The organism is Rheinheimera tangshanensis (assembly GCF_014645135.1).
Lineage (GTDB): Bacteria > Pseudomonadota > Gammaproteobacteria > Enterobacterales > Alteromonadaceae > Pararheinheimera > Pararheinheimera tangshanensis.
The window spans coordinates 172,546-191,788 of the sequence record NZ_BMLH01000006.1; the positions used below are offsets into that span (position 1 = coordinate 172,546).

General features: G+C 46.8%; 18 protein-coding genes. 2 read left to right on the forward strand and 16 right to left on the reverse strand.

The annotated features are described in order from the left end of the window. Window positions 1-7: 7 nt before the first annotated feature. The 14 genes from holB to yceD form a co-directional block, all read right to left on the reverse strand. On the reverse strand, window positions 8-913 hold the full coding sequence (gene holB, locus IEW88_RS12770) for a DNA polymerase III subunit delta' (protein ID WP_147904290.1): 906 nt from the start codon (window positions 911-913) through the stop codon (window positions 8-10). Further along, entirely contained in the window at window positions 906-1,565 is a 660-nt protein-coding gene (gene tmk, locus IEW88_RS12775; protein WP_147904291.1) for a dTMP kinase, read from the reverse strand. Before tmk ends, holB begins: the two co-directional genes overlap by 8 nt. After that, complete coding sequence (mltG, locus tag IEW88_RS12780) at window positions 1,562-2,587, reverse strand: endolytic transglycosylase MltG (RefSeq protein WP_147904292.1); 1,026 nt, start codon at window positions 2,585-2,587, stop codon at window positions 1,562-1,564. Before mltG ends, tmk begins: the two co-directional genes overlap by 4 nt. Continuing rightward, a complete protein-coding gene (gene pabC, locus IEW88_RS12785; protein WP_147904293.1) occupies window positions 2,584-3,348 on the reverse strand; it encodes an aminodeoxychorismate lyase in 765 nt (254 codons plus the stop codon). The genes mltG and pabC overlap by 4 nt, the downstream gene beginning before the upstream one ends. A 124-nt stretch (window positions 3,349-3,472) precedes the next feature. Continuing rightward, the gene (locus IEW88_RS12790; protein ID WP_229670476.1) at window positions 3,473-3,958 is read right to left on the reverse strand and encodes a DUF6702 family protein; all 486 of its coding nucleotides are present in this window, start codon (window positions 3,956-3,958) and stop codon (window positions 3,473-3,475) included. Window positions 3,959-3,960: 2 nt separating this feature from the next. After that, complete coding sequence (locus IEW88_RS12795; RefSeq protein WP_147904294.1) at window positions 3,961-6,378, reverse strand: M1 family metallopeptidase; 2,418 nt, start codon at window positions 6,376-6,378, stop codon at window positions 3,961-3,963. 154 nt (window positions 6,379-6,532) lie between these two features. After that, window positions 6,533-7,771: a beta-ketoacyl-ACP synthase II gene (gene fabF / locus IEW88_RS12800; protein ID WP_053422795.1), complete on the reverse strand. Its 1,239-nt coding sequence runs from the start codon at window positions 7,769-7,771 to the stop codon at window positions 6,533-6,535. A 120-nt stretch (window positions 7,772-7,891) separates the two neighbouring features. Then, window positions 7,892-8,128 (reverse strand): acyl carrier protein, encoded by a 237-nt coding sequence (gene acpP, locus IEW88_RS12805; RefSeq protein WP_008898948.1) that lies wholly within the window; start codon window positions 8,126-8,128, stop codon window positions 7,892-7,894. A 169-nt stretch (window positions 8,129-8,297) separates the two neighbouring features. Further along, on the reverse strand, window positions 8,298-9,047 hold the full coding sequence (fabG, locus tag IEW88_RS12810; RefSeq protein WP_147904295.1) for a 3-oxoacyl-ACP reductase FabG: 750 nt from the start codon (window positions 9,045-9,047) through the stop codon (window positions 8,298-8,300). Window positions 9,048-9,061: 14 nt separating this feature from the next. Then, window positions 9,062-9,997, reverse strand: coding sequence for an ACP S-malonyltransferase (fabD, locus tag IEW88_RS12815; protein ID WP_147904296.1), 936 nt, complete (start codon window positions 9,995-9,997; stop codon window positions 9,062-9,064). Between the two features lie 31 nt (window positions 9,998-10,028). Further along, window positions 10,029-10,988, reverse strand: a complete 960-nt coding sequence (locus tag IEW88_RS12820; protein WP_147904297.1) for a beta-ketoacyl-ACP synthase III — start codon at window positions 10,986-10,988, stop codon at window positions 10,029-10,031. Window positions 10,989-10,994: 6 nt separating this feature from the next. Further along, window positions 10,995-12,035, reverse strand: coding sequence for a phosphate acyltransferase PlsX (plsX, locus tag IEW88_RS12825; protein ID WP_185148594.1), 1,041 nt, complete (start codon window positions 12,033-12,035; stop codon window positions 10,995-10,997). 6 nt (window positions 12,036-12,041) lie between these two features. Beyond that, the gene (gene rpmF / locus IEW88_RS12830) at window positions 12,042-12,209 is read right to left on the reverse strand and encodes a 50S ribosomal protein L32 (RefSeq protein WP_008898943.1); all 168 of its coding nucleotides are present in this window, start codon (window positions 12,207-12,209) and stop codon (window positions 12,042-12,044) included. Between the two features lie 19 nt (window positions 12,210-12,228). Next, entirely contained in the window at window positions 12,229-12,873 is a 645-nt protein-coding gene (gene yceD / locus IEW88_RS12835) for a 23S rRNA accumulation protein YceD (protein WP_229670478.1), read from the reverse strand. Window positions 12,874-12,964: 91 nt separating this feature from the next. Here yceD and IEW88_RS12840 point away from each other — a divergent pair, with 91 nt between their 5' ends. After that, window positions 12,965-13,558 carry a Maf family protein gene (locus IEW88_RS12840; protein ID WP_147904298.1) on the forward strand — a complete coding sequence of 198 codons (594 nt, stop codon included), beginning with the start codon at window positions 12,965-12,967 and terminating at the stop codon, window positions 13,556-13,558. Between the two features lie 292 nt (window positions 13,559-13,850). Here IEW88_RS12840 and IEW88_RS12845 read toward each other — a convergent pair whose 3' ends face one another. Both IEW88_RS12845 and rluC read right to left on the reverse strand, forming a co-directional pair. Further along, window positions 13,851-14,498, reverse strand: coding sequence for an HAD family hydrolase (locus IEW88_RS12845; RefSeq protein WP_147904299.1), 648 nt, complete (start codon window positions 14,496-14,498; stop codon window positions 13,851-13,853). After that, window positions 14,498-15,457, reverse strand: a complete 960-nt coding sequence (rluC, locus tag IEW88_RS12850) for a 23S rRNA pseudouridine(955/2504/2580) synthase RluC (protein WP_053422789.1) — start codon at window positions 15,455-15,457, stop codon at window positions 14,498-14,500. Before rluC ends, IEW88_RS12845 begins: the two co-directional genes overlap by 1 nt. A 608-nt stretch (window positions 15,458-16,065) precedes the next feature. Between rluC and rne the strand changes: the two genes are divergently transcribed. Next, on the forward strand, window positions 16,066-19,194 hold the full coding sequence (gene rne, locus IEW88_RS12855) for a ribonuclease E (protein ID WP_229670480.1): 3,129 nt from the start codon (window positions 16,066-16,068) through the stop codon (window positions 19,192-19,194). The last annotated feature ends 49 nt before the right edge of the window (window positions 19,195-19,243 follow it).

Consider the following 19,243-nt stretch of genomic DNA (forward strand, 5'->3'; position numbering starts at 1 on the left):
GCTCCTGTTACAACAAGGCCGAACGCAGTTGCACGAGCAAGGCGGATAAATTCAGCGCGGCATTTTGCCCTGAAATCAGCTGACGGTCACGGCCCCATTGCTGCAAAGACAGCAATAATTGATGATGTTTTAACTGCATATCCGCGCCTTTCTGCCACAACTCCTGCCGTACAAACCAGAATAAGGTTGAAGGCAATTGCTCCGTGTCAGGTAAATGGGCTAACAGCTCATACATATCTAGCTGAGCGGACACGAACTTCTTCAGCATAACCAATTGTGCAGAAATTGCTGCCGCTTCGTCGTTTTCTAATAACTTCAATGCTAATAAAGGCGCGCCACCGACATACTGCAGTAAAAAATCAGGCACAGGTCTGCTGCTGTGTTCCTGCAACCAATGTTCTATCTGCTCACCATAGACGGGAGCTAAAGCCCAGCTTTGACAGCGGCTTAAAATAGTAGGTAACAATTGCGCCGGATGGGCACTTTGTAAAATCAGAAAACTGTTTTGTGGCGGCTCTTCCAACGTTTTTAATAGCGCATTGGCGGCGGCTTCTGTCATCAGTTCAGCCTGTGGAATAATCGCCAGCTTGACGCCACCTTGCTGTGATGCACCTTGCATAAACTGACCCAAAGCACGTATCGGATCCACCCCAATACTGCTGCTGCCTTCTGTTGGCAATTGCCACAGATCCGGGTGATGGCCGGACGCCATCAACTGACAACTTTTACATAAACCACAAGGCTGGTGCAGCTGTGGACTCTTACAAAGTAAATAGGCCGCCAGGCGTTTAGAAAGTGCGAGTTTGCCAATACCAACAGGGCCTGTCAGCAATAACGCATGATGCAACTGCCCTGCGGCTGCCAATTCAGTCAGTTTGTATTGGTACGAATCCAGCCAGGGGAAATCAGACATCAGAGCATAGACCTGGGTTTAAAGATCCACTTTGATAGGCCTGTTGCAGTGCGTTCAGGATCTGTTGCTGCACCTGCTCCATAGACTGACCGGCATCGATCGTAACTATATTAGGCTCAGCGGCTGCGATTTGCAGATACTTGGCCCTGGTTCGCTGGAAAAACGCCAGTTGCTCCTGCTCAATTCGATCCAATTCACCACGAGCCTGAGCACGTTGTAACCCTATAGCCGGGTCTATATCTAAATACAGCGTTAAATCCGGTGTTAAATCACCTAACACCACCTGACGAATGCTGTTGATCAGGCTTTCATCCAGTTGACGACCACCGCCCTGATAAGCTCTGGAGGATAAATCGTGACGATCCCCTACTACCCAAATACCCTGCTTTAAGGCGGGCTGGATCACAGTTTTTATCAGCTGCACGCGGGAGGCATACATCAATAATAGTTCAGTCTCAGGCGCAACCTTTTCATCCTGCACTTGCTTGACGAGGGTGCGAATTTGTTCAGCTAAAGCTGTACCACCTGGTTCACGAGTGCTGATAAATTTGATGTTGTGTTCACTCAGCCACTGCTGGATAGTTAGGATAGCACTGGTTTTACCTGCACCTTCCAGCCCTTCCACTACGATAAAACGCCCCTGAATTGTCATTGTTTTTTCTTTCCAAAAATGTATTGCTGCACAGCGGCATTATGCTCTTTTAGCGTACGGGAAAACTGATGAGTGCCGTCACCTTTTGAAACAAAATACAGCCAGTCACTTTTCGCAGGCTGAGCCGCGGCCAGGATAGAACTTCCACTTGGTGCTGCGATAGGACCAGGCGGTAAACCAAAATGCTGATAGGTATTGTACAAGTGCGGATTACGTAAATCAGCTCTGGTGATATCACCATTAAAACTATCACCTAAACCATAGATCACTGTTGGATCTGTTTGTAATTTCATGCCAAGGGCCAAACGATTGACAAAAACCGAGCTGACCAGCGGTTTTTCCGGCTCATGACCACTTTCTTTTTCGACGATAGAGGCCATGATCAGCAACTCATAAGGATTTTTATAAGGCAGTTGTGCCTGCCGATTGTCCCATGCCTGCTGCAAACGTTGGATCAGTAGCTCATTGGCACGTTTTAATAATTCAGTGCTGGTGCTGTTGGCGGTGTAATTGTAAGTTTCAGCGAAAAACAGCGCCTCGGCATTAGCTGGTTTGTCACCCCAGGCATCTGGCCACTTTGCCAGCTCGACTAATGCAGCTTTATCCGTCAGATCATGCTTTAAATATTCAGCTTCGGCTAAACGCTTCAAGCTTTGGTTTAAGGTTTCACCTTCTTTGATACTAAAAGCAAACTGCGCCACTTTTCCACTGGCAAACAGATGCAGCATTTGTAATAAGCGGGTTGGTTTTTGTTCTGTCGGCACTCTGTACACACCCTGATGTAACTTGGATAATTCAGGATGTACTCGTAAATAAATAGACAACCAACGACACTGAGCATTGCTCAACAGATTTTGCTGCTGCCAGTTACGACAGAGTTTCATTGCGCTGTCGCCGGCTTTAATTTCGATGTAAGCCTCTTTCAGCGGCAAAGTGCTTTGGCTGTACTGTTGCCAGATATTGGTTAAACCAAAAAAACTGACCAGAGAAACTAACAGCACTACAAATAAAGTTCGGATCAAAACTCAACTCCGTGGAAAAACTGGCGCACCAGTTCCATATTTTTAGCTTGCCCGGCAAATTCTTTCACCGGAACCACACCCATCAAGGCATTACACACCAATAAAGCTTCTGCTTGTTGCAGATCAGCCAGACTAAAACAACCTTCAGTGATCGCTCGCTGCGTCATCAGATACTGACGCATCACGCCGTTGACACCAGCCCGATCCAACTTGGGTGTAAACCATTGACCCTTTTTGCAAAACATCAGATTAGCAGCAGAGACTTCGATGACAGCATCAGTTTGGTCCAGTACCACAAGCTCATCAACGTCGCGCTCTGTTAATTCGGCTTTAATCAACACCTGCTCCAGCCTGTTGTTATGCTTCAGACCTGCCAAAGCGGGCTGCTGAGCTAGTTTAAAACCAGCTACACCAAGGCGAATGCCTTGCTGTTGCCAGTTACTGTAATCAGGTAAAGCAGCGGTACTGATGTAACAGCAAGGCGATTCAATACCTTGTGGGCTATAACCCCGACCGGCCTGGCCACGGCTGATTAATACTTTAATGACTTGATCAGACGCTGAAATTGCCTGCTGGACTTGTGCCGTCAGCTCATCCGTATCAAATTCATGAATTAACAAAGCTTTAGCGCCTGATACCAAACGCTGCAGATGCAAATCCCACAGCATGGCTTTGCCGTCTTTTACCCGCACTGTGGTAAAAAGTCCGTCACCATACTGGAAGCTACGATCTGTGCTATTCGGTGCCTGCAGATAAAGCATCAATGCCAGTCCAAATCATTTGAAAAAATCTGGCGGAAAGTATGCCTGAAATCAGTGACTTTAAAAATGGGGTCAAATCACATTGTTAACAGTTAAGCTAATGATCTGCCCCATATTTAAGCAGTTACTTGCTAAATTGCACCTGTTGCCACTGCTGTTCCGGGGTGAATTTGAGGGTTTTCACTTTGCCACGGCCTTCAATATTGACTACGTTGACCTGATCCGGCCACAGGCTTTGTAATGAATCATGGCGCAACTGCAACTGTGTCAGATGTTGTGGGATGGCCACTTCCTGATAAACCCAGAAAAAACGGCCATCCAGTTCGTTACCCACCAGACTCAGCTTCAGATCCTGACCGTCACTTTTCAACTGAAAATGGCTGGATACATACAAGGCAAAACTATCGCGGGTGGACTGTTTGGCGATTAAGTCAGCCGATTTATCCAGCAGTTTTTTCACCGCATGTTCGGCATCATGCACATAAAACCTGTGCATGATTTCAACATTGCCAGTGCGTGGGTTAAACAGCACCTTGGTGATAGCAGATTTCATTTCATGAGCGGATAACTGCACGCTCAAACAGCATAAAACAATCACTATCCAACGCATCATTAATCCTTAGCTTTTGGCTCTTTTAGCTTGGTTTTGCTGTCCTGCATAATATCGCGCTCAGCCAAGTCTTTACTCTTCTCCCGTTTAAAGGCTTCAATACGGGATGGAATAATTTGACGCGGGTAATGGTTATTTTCCACATCCACATCCGCTGTTAACCACTTAGGATCAACCACAACCTGCTTCAACGTCTTTTCTGTGACAATCAGCTTACTGACCGCATCAGGAGTTTTTCGCCAAATTTCAGCCGGAATATACAGCTCTTCCACACTGTCATCTTCAAAAGTCAGTTGCAGTAAAATTGGCATCACCAAACCACCTAAGTTACTGAAATTCAGCACATAGTAGTTTTTATTTTCATCAATTGCCCTTTCAAAGACCTCACGCTCCCATGGCTCCAGGTCGGCCAGGAATTGCTGGTAGCTGTTACGTTCTTTGTTGGTGACAGTAAAGCGGTCATTTTTATCATAAAAATCAGTGACGTCTTTATTGCGTTCCACCCAACTGGTTTTGTTTTCAGCTTCGTTTAATTCAACAAAGTAAGACGCCGGCTTGTCCTGCTCTTCTTTGCGTCGACGCTCAAAATCAATGTCTGGATCTTTGGTATCCAGCTGCAATTTGTACACTTTATCCAGTGAGATATCGACATGGTCTGTGCTGTAAAACCAACCGCGCCAGAACCAGTCCAGATCGACACCACTCGCTTCTTCCATGGTGCGGAAAAAATCTGAGGGTGTTGGGCGCTTAAACTTCCAGCGGGTGGCGTATTCTTTAAAAGCAAAATCGAACAGTTCACGGCCTAAAATCACATCACGCAGAATATTCAGCGCAACTGCGGGTTTGGTATAAGCATTAGGACCTAACCGCGTGACACTATCCGATTGGGTCATCACTGGTTCTTGCTGTTCACTTTTCATATAGTCAGTGATATCGCGCGCTTCTACACCCCAAGGAATTTGTGGGTCCCACTCCCGACCTGCAACCCCATCCAAAAAGCTGTTCAACCCCTCATCCATCCAGGTCCACTGCCGCTCGTCTGAGTTCACCACCATGGGGAAGTAAATATGCCCTACTTCGTGGATCACGACGCCAATCAAAAAGCGTTTTTCTGCTTGCGAGTAGGTGCGGCTGCCATCCTTTTGCAGTTCGGTACGGGGGCCATTAAAGGTGATCATCGGATATTCCATGCCGCCGACAGGACCATTCACCGACTGAGCGACCGAATAGGGGTAATCAAAGGAGAATCGCGAATACACCTCCAGCGTATGCACAACGGATTCTGTGGAGTATTTTTTCCACAGATCACCACCTTCTTTTGGATAAAACGACATCGCCATGACAAAAGGTTGCTCGGCGCCGCCTTGTTGATAGCCTTTGGCATCCCAGATAAATTTACGCGAAGAAGCCCAGGCAAAATCACGCACATTAGTGGCTTTAAAACGCCAGGTCTTGGTGTCGTCTGTGTCGTCTTTTTCATTCTCCAGCGCTTCTTGCTCAGTGACAATAAACACCGGGCGTTTTGCTGTTTTGGCTTGTTCTAAACGCTGCTGTTGTTCTTTGGTCAGCACTTCTGAGGCATTGGTTAAATCACCAGTGGAAGAGATAATATGATCAGCAGGCACCGTCATCTCGACCTCATAGTCACCAAACTCCAGGGTAAATTCACCTGAGCCTAAAAACTCTTTGTTGGTCCAGGCTTCATAATCTGTGTAGGCCACTAAACGCGGAAACCATTGAGCGAACAAGAAAATATCATTACCGCCTTTGCGTGGGTCATCAGGGAAGTGTTCGTAACCAGAACGGGCCGAAACCGCGTCTTCTTCAACGATATTAAAGGCAAAATCCATAGAAAATTGCACTGACTCACCCGCTTTCAGCGGTTTAGGTAAATCAATGCGCATCTGGGTACCAACCACCACAAACTTAAGCGCAGTTCCATCGGAAAGTTTAATATTATCCAGCTGATACCCTAATTCGTGATCCGCCAAAAATTGCAGATTACGTAGCTCACTCAAACTAATTTTGGCAGGCTGCTCGTTGCTCGGTGCTGAACCACCACCAAAGGTGCTGGTGACTTCCGCCATAGAATCGGATTTAAAAATGTTCTGGTCTAACTGCAGCCATAAATACTTCAGGGTATAAGGCGAGTTGTTTTTGTACTCTATGGTCTGACTGCCGGACAAACGACGTTTTTCTTCATCCAGACTGGCTTTGATTTTGTAATCCACCTGCTGTTGCCAATACTGCTGACCGGGCTCACCTGCGGCATTACGGTAGATATTGGGCGTTGGCAAAGATTCATCCAGTTGACGGAATTTATCTTCAAACTTACCTTTAGTTTGGGCAATAGGATCGGCGAATGAGACCTGAGCACAAAGCATCAGAGCCAGAGCAACACAGCTTTTTTTATAGGACATCGTTTTTGGTGCTTCTGTTGATAAAAAGAAATGAGGTTCAGCTCCAGTATTGACTGTTACTGTCAGACTTAAGTTGGAATTACGACAATAGGCGGGAAAAATAAGATAGAAAAATCAAAGGGTCAGAGCATTGCTCCGACCCTGAGTTCAAACATTAGATTTTCTTAAACAAAATAGAACCGTTAGTGCCGCCGAAACCAAAGGAATTGCATAACGCGTATTCCAGTTTGGCATCACGGGCCGTATGCGGCACATAGTCTAAGTCACAACCTTCATCCGGATTATCCAGGTTAATGGTTGGAGACACTTTCTGATCAATCAGCGACAAAATCGTGATGATAGATTCAACAGAACCTGCAGCACCCAATAAGTGCCCCATCATTGATTTACTGGAACTGACCATTAAACCTTCAGGCTTCGCACCAAAAATAGATTTAATCGCCATAGTTTCAGCAATGTCACCTGCAGGCGTGGAGGTGCCGTGCGCATTAATATATTGCACTTGATCCGCATTAACACCGGCATCACGCAAGGCGTTTTTCATTGCCAAAGCTGCACCACGACCATTTTCTGGTGGTGACGTCATATGGTAGGCGTCGCCACTCATACCAAAACCAACCAGTTCAGCATAGATTTTTGCGCCACGGGCTTTGGCATGTTCGTACTCTTCCAGTACCACAACACCAGCGCCATCGCCTAAGACAAAACCGTCACGGTCTTTATCCCATGGACGACTGGCCTGTTGTGGCGCGTCGTTACGGGTAGATAAAGCACGAGCCGCACCAAAGCCACCCATACCCAAAGGAGTAGAGGCTTTTTCTGCACCACCTGCAATCATAGCGTCCGCATCACCGTAAGCAATCATACGAGCGGCCTGACCTATGTTATGCACACCTGTGGTACAAGCGGTGACAATACTGATATTTGGACCTTGCAGACCTAACATGATGGATAAATGGCCAGAAATCATATTGATAATGGTAGAAGGTACAAAAAACGGCGATAAACGACGTGGGCCGCTGTTCAGTAATTTGGTGTGGTTTTCTTCAATTAAACCTAAACCACCAATACCTGAACCTACGGCAACACCAATACGTTCAGCGTTTTCTTCGTTAATTTCCAGCCCGGAGTCTTTAAAAGCCTGCACACCGGCAGCTACACCGTACTGGATAAATAAATCCATTTTTTTGGCTTCTTTGGCCGGGAAAAACTGTTCGACGTCAAAATTTTTGACTAAACCAGCAAATTTGGTGGTGTAAGCCTCTGGATCAAAATGATCAAACAGCGCTATTCCACTTTGACCTTGTAATAAAGCCTGCCAGGTCGACGATACATCGTTCCCCAGGGGCGTTAGCATACCTAAGCCCGTCACAACCACTCGACGTTTTGCCACAGAATCCTCCGCAGTCTAATTTATTCTTTATTGCTGATCTGCTTCTGCTTTCACTTCGTAGCAGACAGCTTCAGAAACAAAAACGGGTAGCAGAGGCTACCCGTTTTGTCAGCTTAACGCTTACTCAGCGTGGGCTTTGATATAGTCGATAGCAGACTGTACCGTTGTAATTTTTTCAGCTTCTTCGTCAGGGATCTCTGTGTCGAATTCTTCTTCCAGAGCCATAACTAATTCTACTGTGTCCAGAGAGTCAGCGCCTAAATCGTCAACGAAAGAAGATTCGTGCTTCACTTCTTCTTCTTTAACGCCTAACTGCTCGATGATAATTTTTTTAACGCGTTCTTCGATGTTGCTCATCTTTTCTTCCTTTTTCTCATGTAAATCGCAACAATTGGTGCAATTTTGTGTGGCGGCTAGTTTATGCGTAAGCCCGGTTTGTTGCAAGTAACGACTTAGTCTTTTCCTGCTGGTCAAACCATTTGCCTTCGTCTTCGAAACCACAGCTTCGTTCACGAAGACCCTTGGCTTACACCATATACATACCACCGTTGATATGGATGGTTTCACCCGTAATGTATGCTGCCGGACCTGAGGCCAAAAAGGCTACAGCGGCCGCTATTTCTTCCGGCTTGCCCAGGCGATTTGCCGGGACCTGGCTGAAAATGGCTTCTTTTTGCTCGTCTGACAATTCTTTGGTCATATCGGTGTCGATAAAACCTGGTGCAACAGCGTTCACTGTGATACCACGGGATGCTACTTCTTTGGCTAACGACTTGGTAAAACCTAATACGCCTGCTTTGGCTGCAGCATAGTTCGTTTGACCCGCATTGCCCATAGAACCTACCACTGAACCTATGCTGATGATCCGGCCGTGACGCTTTTTCATCATGCTGCGCAGCACAGCTTTACTTAAACGGTACACTGATGTCAAATTGGTTTGCATAATGTCGAACCATTCTTCTTCTTTCATGCGCATCAACAGGTTATCGCGGGTAATACCAGCGTTGTTCACCAGAATATCAATGTCACCAAACTGAGCTTTAATGGTCTCTAAACACTGCTCAATAGACTCTGTCTCGCCGACATTTAACACCAGGCCCTGACCTTTGTCACCTAAATAAGCGGAAATTGCAGCTGCACCTGATTCAGTTGTTGCAGTTCCAACCACTTTGGCGCCTAAAGCGGCTAATTGTTCAGCAATAGCACGACCAATACCACGACTTGCGCCTGTAACTAAGGCTACCTGACCTTCTAATGAAATAAATGGGGTTGTCATTGTTTCTAAACCTTTTATTCTGCAGCTAAAGCGTCTTTTAACGACGCTACATCTGTCACTGAAGCTGTGTTCAGCTCTTTATTGATACGTTTAATTAAGCCACTTAATACCTTGCCAGCACCCAGTTCAATCACGCTGTCGACGCCTTGCGCAGCTAAAAACTCAATGCTTTCTGTCCAGCGCACCGGACTATACAGTTGACGTACCAACGCATCTTTGATTGCAGCGGCATCGGCAGCAGCCAGCACATCGACATTGTTCACTACAGGTATGACAGCTGTATGAAACGAAATACTGTTTAAATCAGCTGCCAGTTTGTCTGCCGCAGGCTTCATTAAAGCGCAGTGCGACGGCACTGACACAGGTAAAGGCAGCGCTCGTTTGGCACCAGCTGCTTTACAAAGTTCATTGGCTCTTTCAACCGCAGCTTTATTACCGGCAATCACCACCTGGCCAGGAGAATTGAAATTCACCGGAGACACTACCTCACCTTGCGCCGCTTCTTCGCATGCTTTGGCGATCAGTGCATCGTCCAGACCAATAATGGCGGACATAGCGCCAGTACCTGCCGGCACTGCAAGTTGCATATACTGACCACGTTTTTCTACCAGCTTGACGGCATCAGACAAGGTCAATACACCGGCACAGACTAAAGCGGAGTATTCACCTAAAGAGTGACCTGCTAAATAAGCAGGAGTAGCACCGCCCTGCTCCAGCCATACCCTATACACAGCCACAGAAGCTGTTAATAAGGCAGGTTGAGTGCGGTGTGTTTCGTTTAATGCGGTATCAGGACCATTGGCCACTAAGGCCCATAAGTCATAGCCTAAAGCTGCTGAGGCTTCGGCGAAGGTGTCACGAACTGTTGCAAATTCAGCATGAAGTTCGGCTAACATACCGACGCTTTGTGAACCCTGTCCTGGAAATACCAATGCAAGTTTGTTATTCATCATTTTTCCTGCAAATATTGTCGCACTATCGTTAATAACGTATTAAAGCCGAAGCCCAGGCAAAACCACTGCCAAAGGCTTCAAGCAATATAGTTTGTCCTCGCTGGATACGGCCATCACGCACAGCTTCATCTAAAGCTGTAGGTACTGTTGCAGCTGAGGTGTTGCCATAACGGTCGAGGTTAATGACCACTTGATCCATCGACATCTCCAGTTTACGGGCTACTGCCGAGATAATACGCAGATTGGCCTGATGTGGCACTAACCAGTCAATTTGCGATTTATCCATCTGATTAGCCGCCAGAGTTTGCTCGACCACTTCAGATAAACGAGTGACCGCAACCTTAAAGACTTCGTTGCCTTTCATCGAGCCCCAGGACGTATGCACAGAAGCTTCAACACCCCGTATAGGATTGTCGACATACAATAATTCGGAGTGTTTACCGTCAGCATGAATATGAGTGGATAAAATACCTGGTTGCTCAGACGCTTCTAAAATAACAGCTCCAGCGGCATCACCAAATAAAATCACCATGCTGCGATCTTCAGGGCTCATTAAACGTGACAGACAATCCGCGCCTATCACCAGCACTCGTTTTGCCATACCACTTTTTACATACTGATCAGCAATACTTAAGGCATAACAAAAGCCGGCACAAGCTGCAGCGACGTCAAAAGCAGGAATGCCGGGAATATCCAGCTCACGTTGCACTTCGCAAGCTGCACTTGGCAGAGCGCGGGAGGCGCTGGTGGTAGCCATCACTATCATATCGATGGAGTTTTTGTCGATGCCGGCGGCTTCAATCGCTTTTAGTGCTGCCTGAGCCCCCATAGTCGCGACAGTTTCGTTGTCAGCTATAATGCGGCGTTCTTTGATACCAGTACGTTCGATGATCCACTCGTCTGTGGTTTCAACCATGGTTTCGAGATCAGCATTGGTTCTGACCTGAGACGGAAAGTAACTTCCGGTTCCAATAATGCGTGAATACATTGGGCCCTACGCTTTGTCAATTAATACGTGTTCCAGCCTGTCTTTGATCTTCACCGGCACCTGGCGTTCAACCTCGCGCACGGCCTGACGGATGGCACTAAGAAATGCTTCTTTTGTCGCATTTCCATGACTTTTCACTACAATTCCGCGCAATCCTATCAGACTTGCCCCGTTATACTGGTCGGGGTTCACGCCTAAAGACATACTTTTCAGAAAAGGTTTGATTAGCCAGCCGAAAAGTTGAGCAGACATGGAGTTTTTCAGCGCAGTTTCTAAACGTTTTAAGATGAGTTTCGCCACACCTTCACAGGTTTTTAGCGCAACATTGCCAACAAAGCCATCACAGACGATGACGTCGGCTTTGCCGGAAAAGATGTCATTGCCTTCGATATAGCCAATGTAATTAATATCCGCACATTCGGATAAGAGTAAAGAGGTTCGTTTGATTTGATCCGAACCTTTGATTTCTTCTTCACCCATATTCAACAGAGCGACTTTAGGCCTGGAAATACCCTCCACTTCTTCAGCCATCACAGCACCCATCACAGCAAACTGGAATAAAGTGTCTGAATCACAGTTGACCGTCGCGCCCAAATCCAACATAAAGACCGGACTGCCGACAGTTGAGGGTAAGCTGCTGATTAACGCGGGTCGTTCCACACCGTTGAGCATCTTCAAAACAAAATGAGCCATTGCAATCAAAGCCCCGGTATTACCGGCGCTGACACAAGCAGCGACTTTGTTTTGTTCGACTAAATCTAAAGCAACACGCATAGACGACTGGCGCTTATTGCGCAAAGCCACTGAGGGTTTGTCGGTCATCAGAACGGTTTGAGAAGCATGCTGAACAGAAAGCTGAGGATGGTTTAAATAACCAGCTTGTTCTAACTCGTAGGTAAGTATTTCGGAGTCGCCGCAAAGGACGAGATCTACATGAGGAAATTCACACAGCGCTTCTATGGCTGCTGGAATAGTTGATTGGGGGCCATGGTCGCCCCCCATCATGTCTAAAGCTATTTTAAGTCGTAGTGGTTGCAACGAGTGCATCCAAACTTACTTAATTACTTTACGACCTTTGTAGTAACCATCTTCAGTGATGTGGTGACGACGGTGAGTTTCACCTGAAGTTGCGTCTACAGACAACGTTGGCCCAGTCAACGCATCATGAGAACGACGCATGTCACGTCTTGCACGAGATTTTTTGTTTTGCTGTACAGCCATTGCCTTTCTCCTAAAAAAACTATTTTTTCTTCAATTCTTGCAATATTGCAAATGGGTTCGGTTTTTCTGGTTCTGGTTCTATTTCTCCCCAGCTCATCTGCACTTTGGTTGGATCACAGGATCCTTCGTCGTGCATCGGAAACAGGGGTAAAGCCAGAATTAATTCGTCCTCAACCAATTGCCTCAAGTTAACTTCGCCGTGTTCGTTTTTTTCGACCACTTCGTAGCGCTCTGGAATATCGTCGTGAGCCGAATCTTTGTCACTCCGAATCGGAGTGTATGCAAAACTGCTGTTCAGTTCCAGATTCATATGTTCGCTACAGCGTTCACACTTCACTTGTACCTGACAACGAGCTTGAGCCTCAATAAAGACCAAACCTTGTTCATCAGTTCCGCAATGTACTACTACGTCTACATCACCCTCAGAACTTACTAACGACTCCGTTAATCTGGTTAAATTCACCAGCGGAATAATGCCATCAAACGTAGAACGTTTTTGTGCAGCACGTGTTGGATCAAGGGTAATTGGAATTTTTACCTTTTGCATAAGGCGCGCATCATATAGATCGAGGCTAAAGCTGTCAAAGGATTCCTGCCTCTTTTTTGTTAATTTTTCCGGTCTAAACCGCCGTTCTGAAGGCCATTGTGACTTAGATAAGCTCAAGTCACTGCTGTTTTGATATACAGAGCCGACAAAGTTGCAACTTCATGCAGGAAATGTATAGTGCGACGCATTGTCCCAACGAGGTGCTTTTATGTCAACCCAAGCTTTGTATTTAGCCTCTACCTCTGTCTATCGTAAGGCTTTACTGGAGAAACTTACACCGAACTTTTCTACGGCCAAACCTGAAGTCGATGAAACCGCTCTGCAGGGTGAAACACCAGAGCAACTGGTGAGTCGTCTGGCTGTCTTAAAAGCACAAGCAGTGGCTAATCAATTGACTGAAGGGCTAGTTATAGGTTCAGACCAGGTAGCTGTGTTTAACGGTCAAATCCTCGGTAAACCTCATACGTCTGAAAATGCCTATAAACAGTTAAAAAGCTTTAGCGGCCATTGTGTGACTTTTTTAACCGGCCTGGCTCTGGTCAACGCCCAAACCAAACAGCATCAGCTCTGTATTGAGCCCTTTAAAGTGCATTTCCGTGAATTAACCGATGCGGAGATCCTTGCATATATAGAAAGAGAACAACCGCTGAACTGCGCTGGTAGTTTTAAAAGCGAAGGTTTGGGCATTAGTTTGTTTGAAAAGCTCGAAGGCGACGACCCAAACAGCTTAATAGGCCTGCCGTTGATTCGTTTACTTGAGATGCTTAGAAGCGAAGGCAGGGATTTGCTGACGCAACCTTGATCAGATCCTTTAAACGCAGCACATATAACTACTAACACCCTCCCCTTAGCCGCGAGCCGTTCAAAAATGGGTGACCAAGGTTTTAAGACGAGGAGTGTTTGAGCGAGGAGCGGTAGCGACGAACGAGTTGCCGAGTCGCCTTGGGCGCACTTTTTTGAGCGGGCTTTCGAAGCGGCCAGGGTCGCCTTTTCTTTGCGCCTCTTTCTTTTGGCGACGCAAAAGAAAGAGGCTCGCCTCCGGCGAAAGCGTTTTATTCAATTATTTAATCGATATCTAAAGTTTGAACTTTCAATTAAAGCGCCGTTAACAGCTCTGGCAGCGAATCAATTATCGCTTTAGGCTGATAACGGCTTAGCTCTTCCCTGCCATGCACACCGTGAGTCACACCTATGCGTGGCATTTCTATCGCTTGTGCCATCGCCATATCGTGAATCGTATCCCCCACCATCACAGCACGATGAGCCGGTAAGTTAAGCTCTGTCAGAATTTGCTTCAGCATGTCAGGGCTAGGTTTGGATTCTGCTTCATCAGCACATCGACTGGTGGTGAAGTAAGGCTCTAATCCGGTTTCTGCAAACATCCGCTTTAAGCCTTTACGTGCTTTACCTGTGGCAACAGCCAATATCAAGCCTTGTTGCTTTAGCTCCTGCATCACTTGCTCTGCACCTTCGAATAAAGGTGTAGGCGGATGCTCATGTGATAAATACTGGTCGCGGTAATGTTCAAATACCATCTGGCGCTGTGTGGCATTGATGCCAGGGAATAAAATATCAAATACAGGGTCCAGACTCAGGCCAATAATTTGTTTGACCTGATGTTCGGTCGGGACTACTAAACCAGACAGCTCTGCAGCACAGCGCATAGAAGAAACAATACGCCCTACTGAGTCCATCACAGTGCCATCCCAGTCAAATACGACTAAAGCTATATCCGAACTCATTATTTTCTCTTCAGTTTTTCCAGTACACTACTTAATGCATTGTCCAAAGGTGCGTCACAGGTGAGTAACTTGCCCGTACCTGGATGAGTGAAAGTCAAGGTTTTGGCATGTAAATACAAACGGTTTAAACCCAGCTTCTGCATTTGTGAGGTAAATTCGTTATCACCGTATTTGTCATCACAGGCAATGGCATGACCTTTACAGGCGGTATGCACGCGGATTTGGTGAGTACGGCCTGTGACAGGAAAGGCTTCTACCAAAGTACCTTCTTCATAACGCTGCAGAATTTTAAAGCGGGTTTCCGAAGGTTTACCTAAAGCTTCATCGACTTTCACCACACGCTCACCACTTTGTAAGGTGTTTTTGCGCAGCGGTTCTGTCACTTTTTTGATTTTGCTGTCCCACTGCCCTGCCACTAAAGCCCAGTATTTTTTCTCTACTGTTTTTAGCCTCAGCTGTTCGTGCAGATTAGTCAGCACAGAACGTTTTTTCGCGATCAACAAACAACCAGATGTATCTCGGTCTAAACGGTGTACCAGTTCCAGATGGCGGGCGGTCGGACGTAAGGCGCGTAATGCTTCAATGACACCAAAAGATAAACCGCTACCGCCATGCACTGCCATGCCTGTAGGTTTGTTCAGTACTATTAAATCGTTGTCTTCAAAAAGAATATGGCTTTCGAGGTTTTTCACCATCGAGAGGCCCACCGACACTGGTTCTTTTTCCGGCTCGTCATGAACCACCAAAGGCGGAACACGCACCTGATCGCCGGCTTGCAGTTTGTACTCAGGTTTAATTCGTTTTTTGTTAACCCGCACTTCACCTTTGCGCAAAACCCGATAAATCACACTCTTTGGTACGCTCTTAAGCCGCGCCATTAAGAAGTTATCTATGCGCTGACCAGAATAATCTTCTTCTACATCAATATATTGCACTGGAGTTTTGATATTTTCAGTCATGCGTTTCAGTTACTCTGCTAAGCTTAAATTAAGTTGCTATTGGTCGTACATTAGTGGGATAATCACCGGGCTAATTATGCCAAAAATGGCAATTAGGGCGCTCATAGTGACGTAAGAGAAAATGTGAGGCACCGTTCGGGAGGCAGATCATACCGAATTCGTTGGGAAAACCAACGTATTTATCCTCTGCGAACGAGAATAACGCTATTTGTCTGAAGTAATGCTGCGTAATTTATTACTGACAGAGACAAAACACAGCTTCCGGTCACTTAGGCAAAAAAAAATTGCGACAACGCAGCGCGGTATCGCGCGATCTCTGTGTCAGATCACAGCAAAAAACATTTAAGTGCGGCCCTGACAAGGCGGCGCCAAAAATACCTGGACTGTTTTAGGTTCGAGTAAGGTGATAAGCAGGCTAGCCATGACGGACTAAGATCCTCAGTGAATGCCACAGCAAGCAACCCGAAGTAACACAGCGGTAAAGGTATTAAATGAGTTAGCTCAAGCATCCCCCAGTCGAGAGACTGCAGCATTGATATGTTTGACCATCTGAAACGCGGACGCAGGATGTCGTTGCGTTGTGGCCTATGTTATAGAGTCACAAAACAATGAAAAGAATGTTAATTAACGCCACGCAGGAAGAAGAAATCCGCGTAGCACTTGTCGATGGACAAAAATTATACGACCTGGATATCGAAAGCCCAGGACACGAACAGAAAAAAGCAAACATTTACAAAGGAAGAATCACCCGGGTTGAGCCCAGTCTGGAAGCAGCTTTTGTTGATTATGGCTCTGAACGCCATGGCTTTTTACCTCTGAAAGAAATCTCCCGCGAATATTTCCCTGCCGGTTATACCTTTGACGGTCGCCCCAATATTAAAGAAGTGGTCAAAGAAGGTCAGGAAGTTATTATCCAGATCGACAAAGAAGAACGTGGTCAAAAAGGCGCAGCCTTAACCACATTTATCTCTTTAGCTGGTTCTTACTTAGTGCTGATGCCGAACAATCCTCGCGCCGGTGGTATTTCCCGTCGTATTGAAGGTGATGAGCGTCAGGATTTAAAAGACTCTTTGGATCAATTACAACTGCCAGACGGCATGGGTTTAATTGTTCGTACTGCTGGTGTGGGTAAATCTCACGAAGAGCTGGATTACGACTTAAAAGCCTTGTTAAAGCACTGGTCTGCTATTACTCACGAAGCGCAAAACCGCCCTGCACCATTTCTGATCCATCAGGAAAGCAACGTGGTATTCCGCGCAATTCGTGATTATCTGCGCCGTGATGTCGGTGAAATACTGATCGACAACCCACGCATTTTCGAAGAAGCCAAAGTCTATATTCAGCAGTTCCGTCCTGACTTTGCTCACCGCGTCAAAATGTATCAGGGCGAAGTACCGCTGTTTATGCACTTCCAGATTGAAACTCAGATTGAATCCGCCTTCCGCCGTGAAGTGCGTTTACCTTCTGGTGGTTCTATCGTGATCGACAGCACCGAAGCCTTAACTGCGATTGACATCAACTCGTCAAAAGCAACCAAAGGCGGTGACATCGAAGAAACAGCCTTTAATACCAACTTAGAAGCCGCAGATGAAATTGCCCGTCAGTTACGTTTACGTGACTTAGGTGGTTTGATTGTGATCGACTTCATCGATATGACGCCAGTGCGCCATCAACGTGAAGTAGAAAACCGCTTAAAAGACGCCGTAAAACAAGACCGTGCCCGCGTGCAGATTGGCCGTATTTCACGTTTTGGTTTACTGGAAATGTCACGTCAGCGTTTACGTCCTTCACTGGGTGAATCGGCCACTCACGTCTGTCCACGTTGTCATGGCCGCGGCACTATCCGCAGCACTGAGTCTTCCGCTCTGTCGATTTTACGTTTAATCGAAGAAGAAGCCATTAAAGACAACACCAGTCAAATTCATGCTCAGGTGCCAGTTTCTGTTGCCACTTACCTGATGAATGAAAAACGTGATTCAGTACGCCGTATTGAAAGCCGTCACGGGATCCGGATTTACATCATTCCTAACGAACATATGGAAACGCCAAACTATGAAGTGACGCGCATCCGTATCGACGAAGAGATTGAAGAGTCCAGCTACAACATGGTGAAAGCTCCTGCTATTGGCAGCGCTGTCTATCACCCAATAGGTGAAAACGTCAAAGAAAAGCCAGCAGTCTCTGCTATTAATATGGCTGAAGCTTCTGCCTCTGCCGCACCAGCTGTGGCTGCTGCAGCTCGCAAAGTTGAAGTGGCTGAAGCCAAAGATACAGGCCCAGGCCTGGTTGATTCTGTGGTGGGTTGGTTTAAATCTTTATTCGCTGCTGCACCTGCACCAGAGAAAAAGGTAGAAGAGGCACCACGCCGCAGCAATAATCGTGATAACAACAGACGTCGTAACAACAAGAATCGCCGCCGTCAGGAAGGGGATGATAAAGTTGCAAAAGACGATAACGCTGCTCCAGCGAAAGCTGAACGCTCAAATGAACGTAATCAGGAACAACGAGGCCCAAGACAGGATAAACCTCGTCAGGAACGTGGTGAGCGCCCGGAGCGAGCTGAACGTGGCGAACGAGCCGAGCGTCCTGAACGTACCGAGCAGAAAAAAGCTGTATCAGAACGTCCAGCTCCGGTTAAAGCTGTAGATCACGACGAAGAGCACAGCACTAAGATTGTGGAACGCCGTCAACGCCGTCAGATGCGCAAGTCCGTGCGTCATGAAAAAGAAGGCGTTGAAGCAGTCGCGGTTTCAACAACTATCGAAGCAGCAGTTGTGGCTACACCAGTGGTTGAAACTCCGGTCGTTGCACCAGTCGCCATTGATACTACGGTAGCAGAAATTGCTGTGGCAGCGCCAGTTCAGACCGATGTTGCAGTGACTGAAGCACCGGTTCAGACCGATGTTGTTGAAGCTGAAACTGTTGAGACTGAAGCAGAAAGCGCTGATGCAGAGAAAGAAGCCGCCGAAGGCCGCAGCCGCAGCCGTCGTTCTCCTCGTCATTTACGTGCTGCTGGTCAGAAACGTAAAAAAGAGCAACAGGATCAGGAAGCTGAAGAGGCTTTAGCAGCTCGTTATCCTGAAGATCAAAACGAAGCGGTCAGCACTGAACAGCAACTGGATTTGCCAATCGCAGAAGCCGTTGAAGTGACTGTGGCTGCATCTGTCGTAACAGAAACTGCTGCTGTAGAAACACCTGCAGAAACAGCACCTGTTGCAGCAGAAACTGCTGCTGTAGAAACACCTGCAGAAACAGCGCCTGTTACGACAGAAACTGCTGCTGTAGAAACACCAGTAGAGACTGCTCCTGTAGCAGCAGAAACTGCTGCAGTGGAAACACCTGCAGAAACAGCAGCTGTTGTAGCAGAAACTGCTGTGGTGGAAATACCAGCAGAGATAACGCCTGTTGTAACAGAAACTGCTGCGGTGGAAACACCAGTAGAGACTGCTGCTGTGGAAACAGAAGAGGCACCAAAAGCCAAAACACGTAAAGCTCCTGCCAAAAAAGCAGTAGCGGAAGTGCAGGCTCCAGTGGCTTCAGGCAATAGATACGCCAAAATGATCACTGCGGATATGACCAAACCAGTAGTGAAAGCTGAAACTCAGGCTCAGGTTCAACCTACAGCTATGGATAACAGCGAACGTCCACTGGTGATCAGCTCAGAACGTCCGGCAGGCTCAGCGTCTGCCCGCCAAATGAGTGTCGCTCCTATGACCAAACCTGGTTCAGTGGAATAAACCTCTGTCAGCACAGACGAAAAGGCCACCGCGAGGTGGCCTTTTTTTT

Excerpts from the sequence above, each read along its gene's own strand:
- fabG (WP_147904295.1), bottom strand. The coding sequence starts at position 9,047 with ATGACAACCCCATTTATTTCATTAGAAGGTCAGGTAGCCTTAGTTACA.
- holB (WP_147904290.1), bottom strand. The coding sequence starts at position 913 with ATGTCTGATTTCCCCTGGCTGGATTCGTACCAATACAAACTGACTGAA.
- fabD (WP_147904296.1), bottom strand. The coding sequence starts at position 9,997 with ATGAATAACAAACTTGCATTGGTATTTCCAGGACAGGGTTCACAAAGC.
- tmk (WP_147904291.1), bottom strand. The coding sequence starts at position 1,565 with ATGACAATTCAGGGGCGTTTTATCGTAGTGGAAGGGCTGGAAGGTGCA.
- rluC (WP_053422789.1), bottom strand. The coding sequence starts at position 15,457 with ATGACTGAAAATATCAAAACTCCAGTGCAATATATTGATGTAGAAGAA.
- IEW88_RS12820 (WP_147904297.1), bottom strand. The coding sequence starts at position 10,988 with ATGTATTCACGCATTATTGGAACCGGAAGTTACTTTCCGTCTCAGGTC.
- IEW88_RS12840 (WP_147904298.1), top strand. The coding sequence starts at position 12,965 with ATGTCAACCCAAGCTTTGTATTTAGCCTCTACCTCTGTCTATCGTAAG.
- acpP (WP_008898948.1), bottom strand. The coding sequence starts at position 8,128 with ATGAGCAACATCGAAGAACGCGTTAAAAAAATTATCATCGAGCAGTTA.
- plsX (WP_185148594.1), bottom strand. The coding sequence starts at position 12,035 with ATGCACTCGTTGCAACCACTACGACTTAAAATAGCTTTAGACATGATG.
- rne (WP_229670480.1), top strand. The coding sequence starts at position 16,066 with ATGAAAAGAATGTTAATTAACGCCACGCAGGAAGAAGAAATCCGCGTA.
- IEW88_RS12790 (WP_229670476.1), bottom strand. The coding sequence starts at position 3,958 with ATGCGTTGGATAGTGATTGTTTTATGCTGTTTGAGCGTGCAGTTATCC.
- rpmF (WP_008898943.1), bottom strand. The coding sequence starts at position 12,209 with ATGGCTGTACAGCAAAACAAAAAATCTCGTGCAAGACGTGACATGCGT.
- pabC (WP_147904293.1), bottom strand. The coding sequence starts at position 3,348 with ATGCTTTATCTGCAGGCACCGAATAGCACAGATCGTAGCTTCCAGTAT.
- IEW88_RS12795 (WP_147904294.1), bottom strand. The coding sequence starts at position 6,378 with ATGTCCTATAAAAAAAGCTGTGTTGCTCTGGCTCTGATGCTTTGTGCT.
- IEW88_RS12845 (WP_147904299.1), bottom strand. The coding sequence starts at position 14,498 with ATGAGTTCGGATATAGCTTTAGTCGTATTTGACTGGGATGGCACTGTG.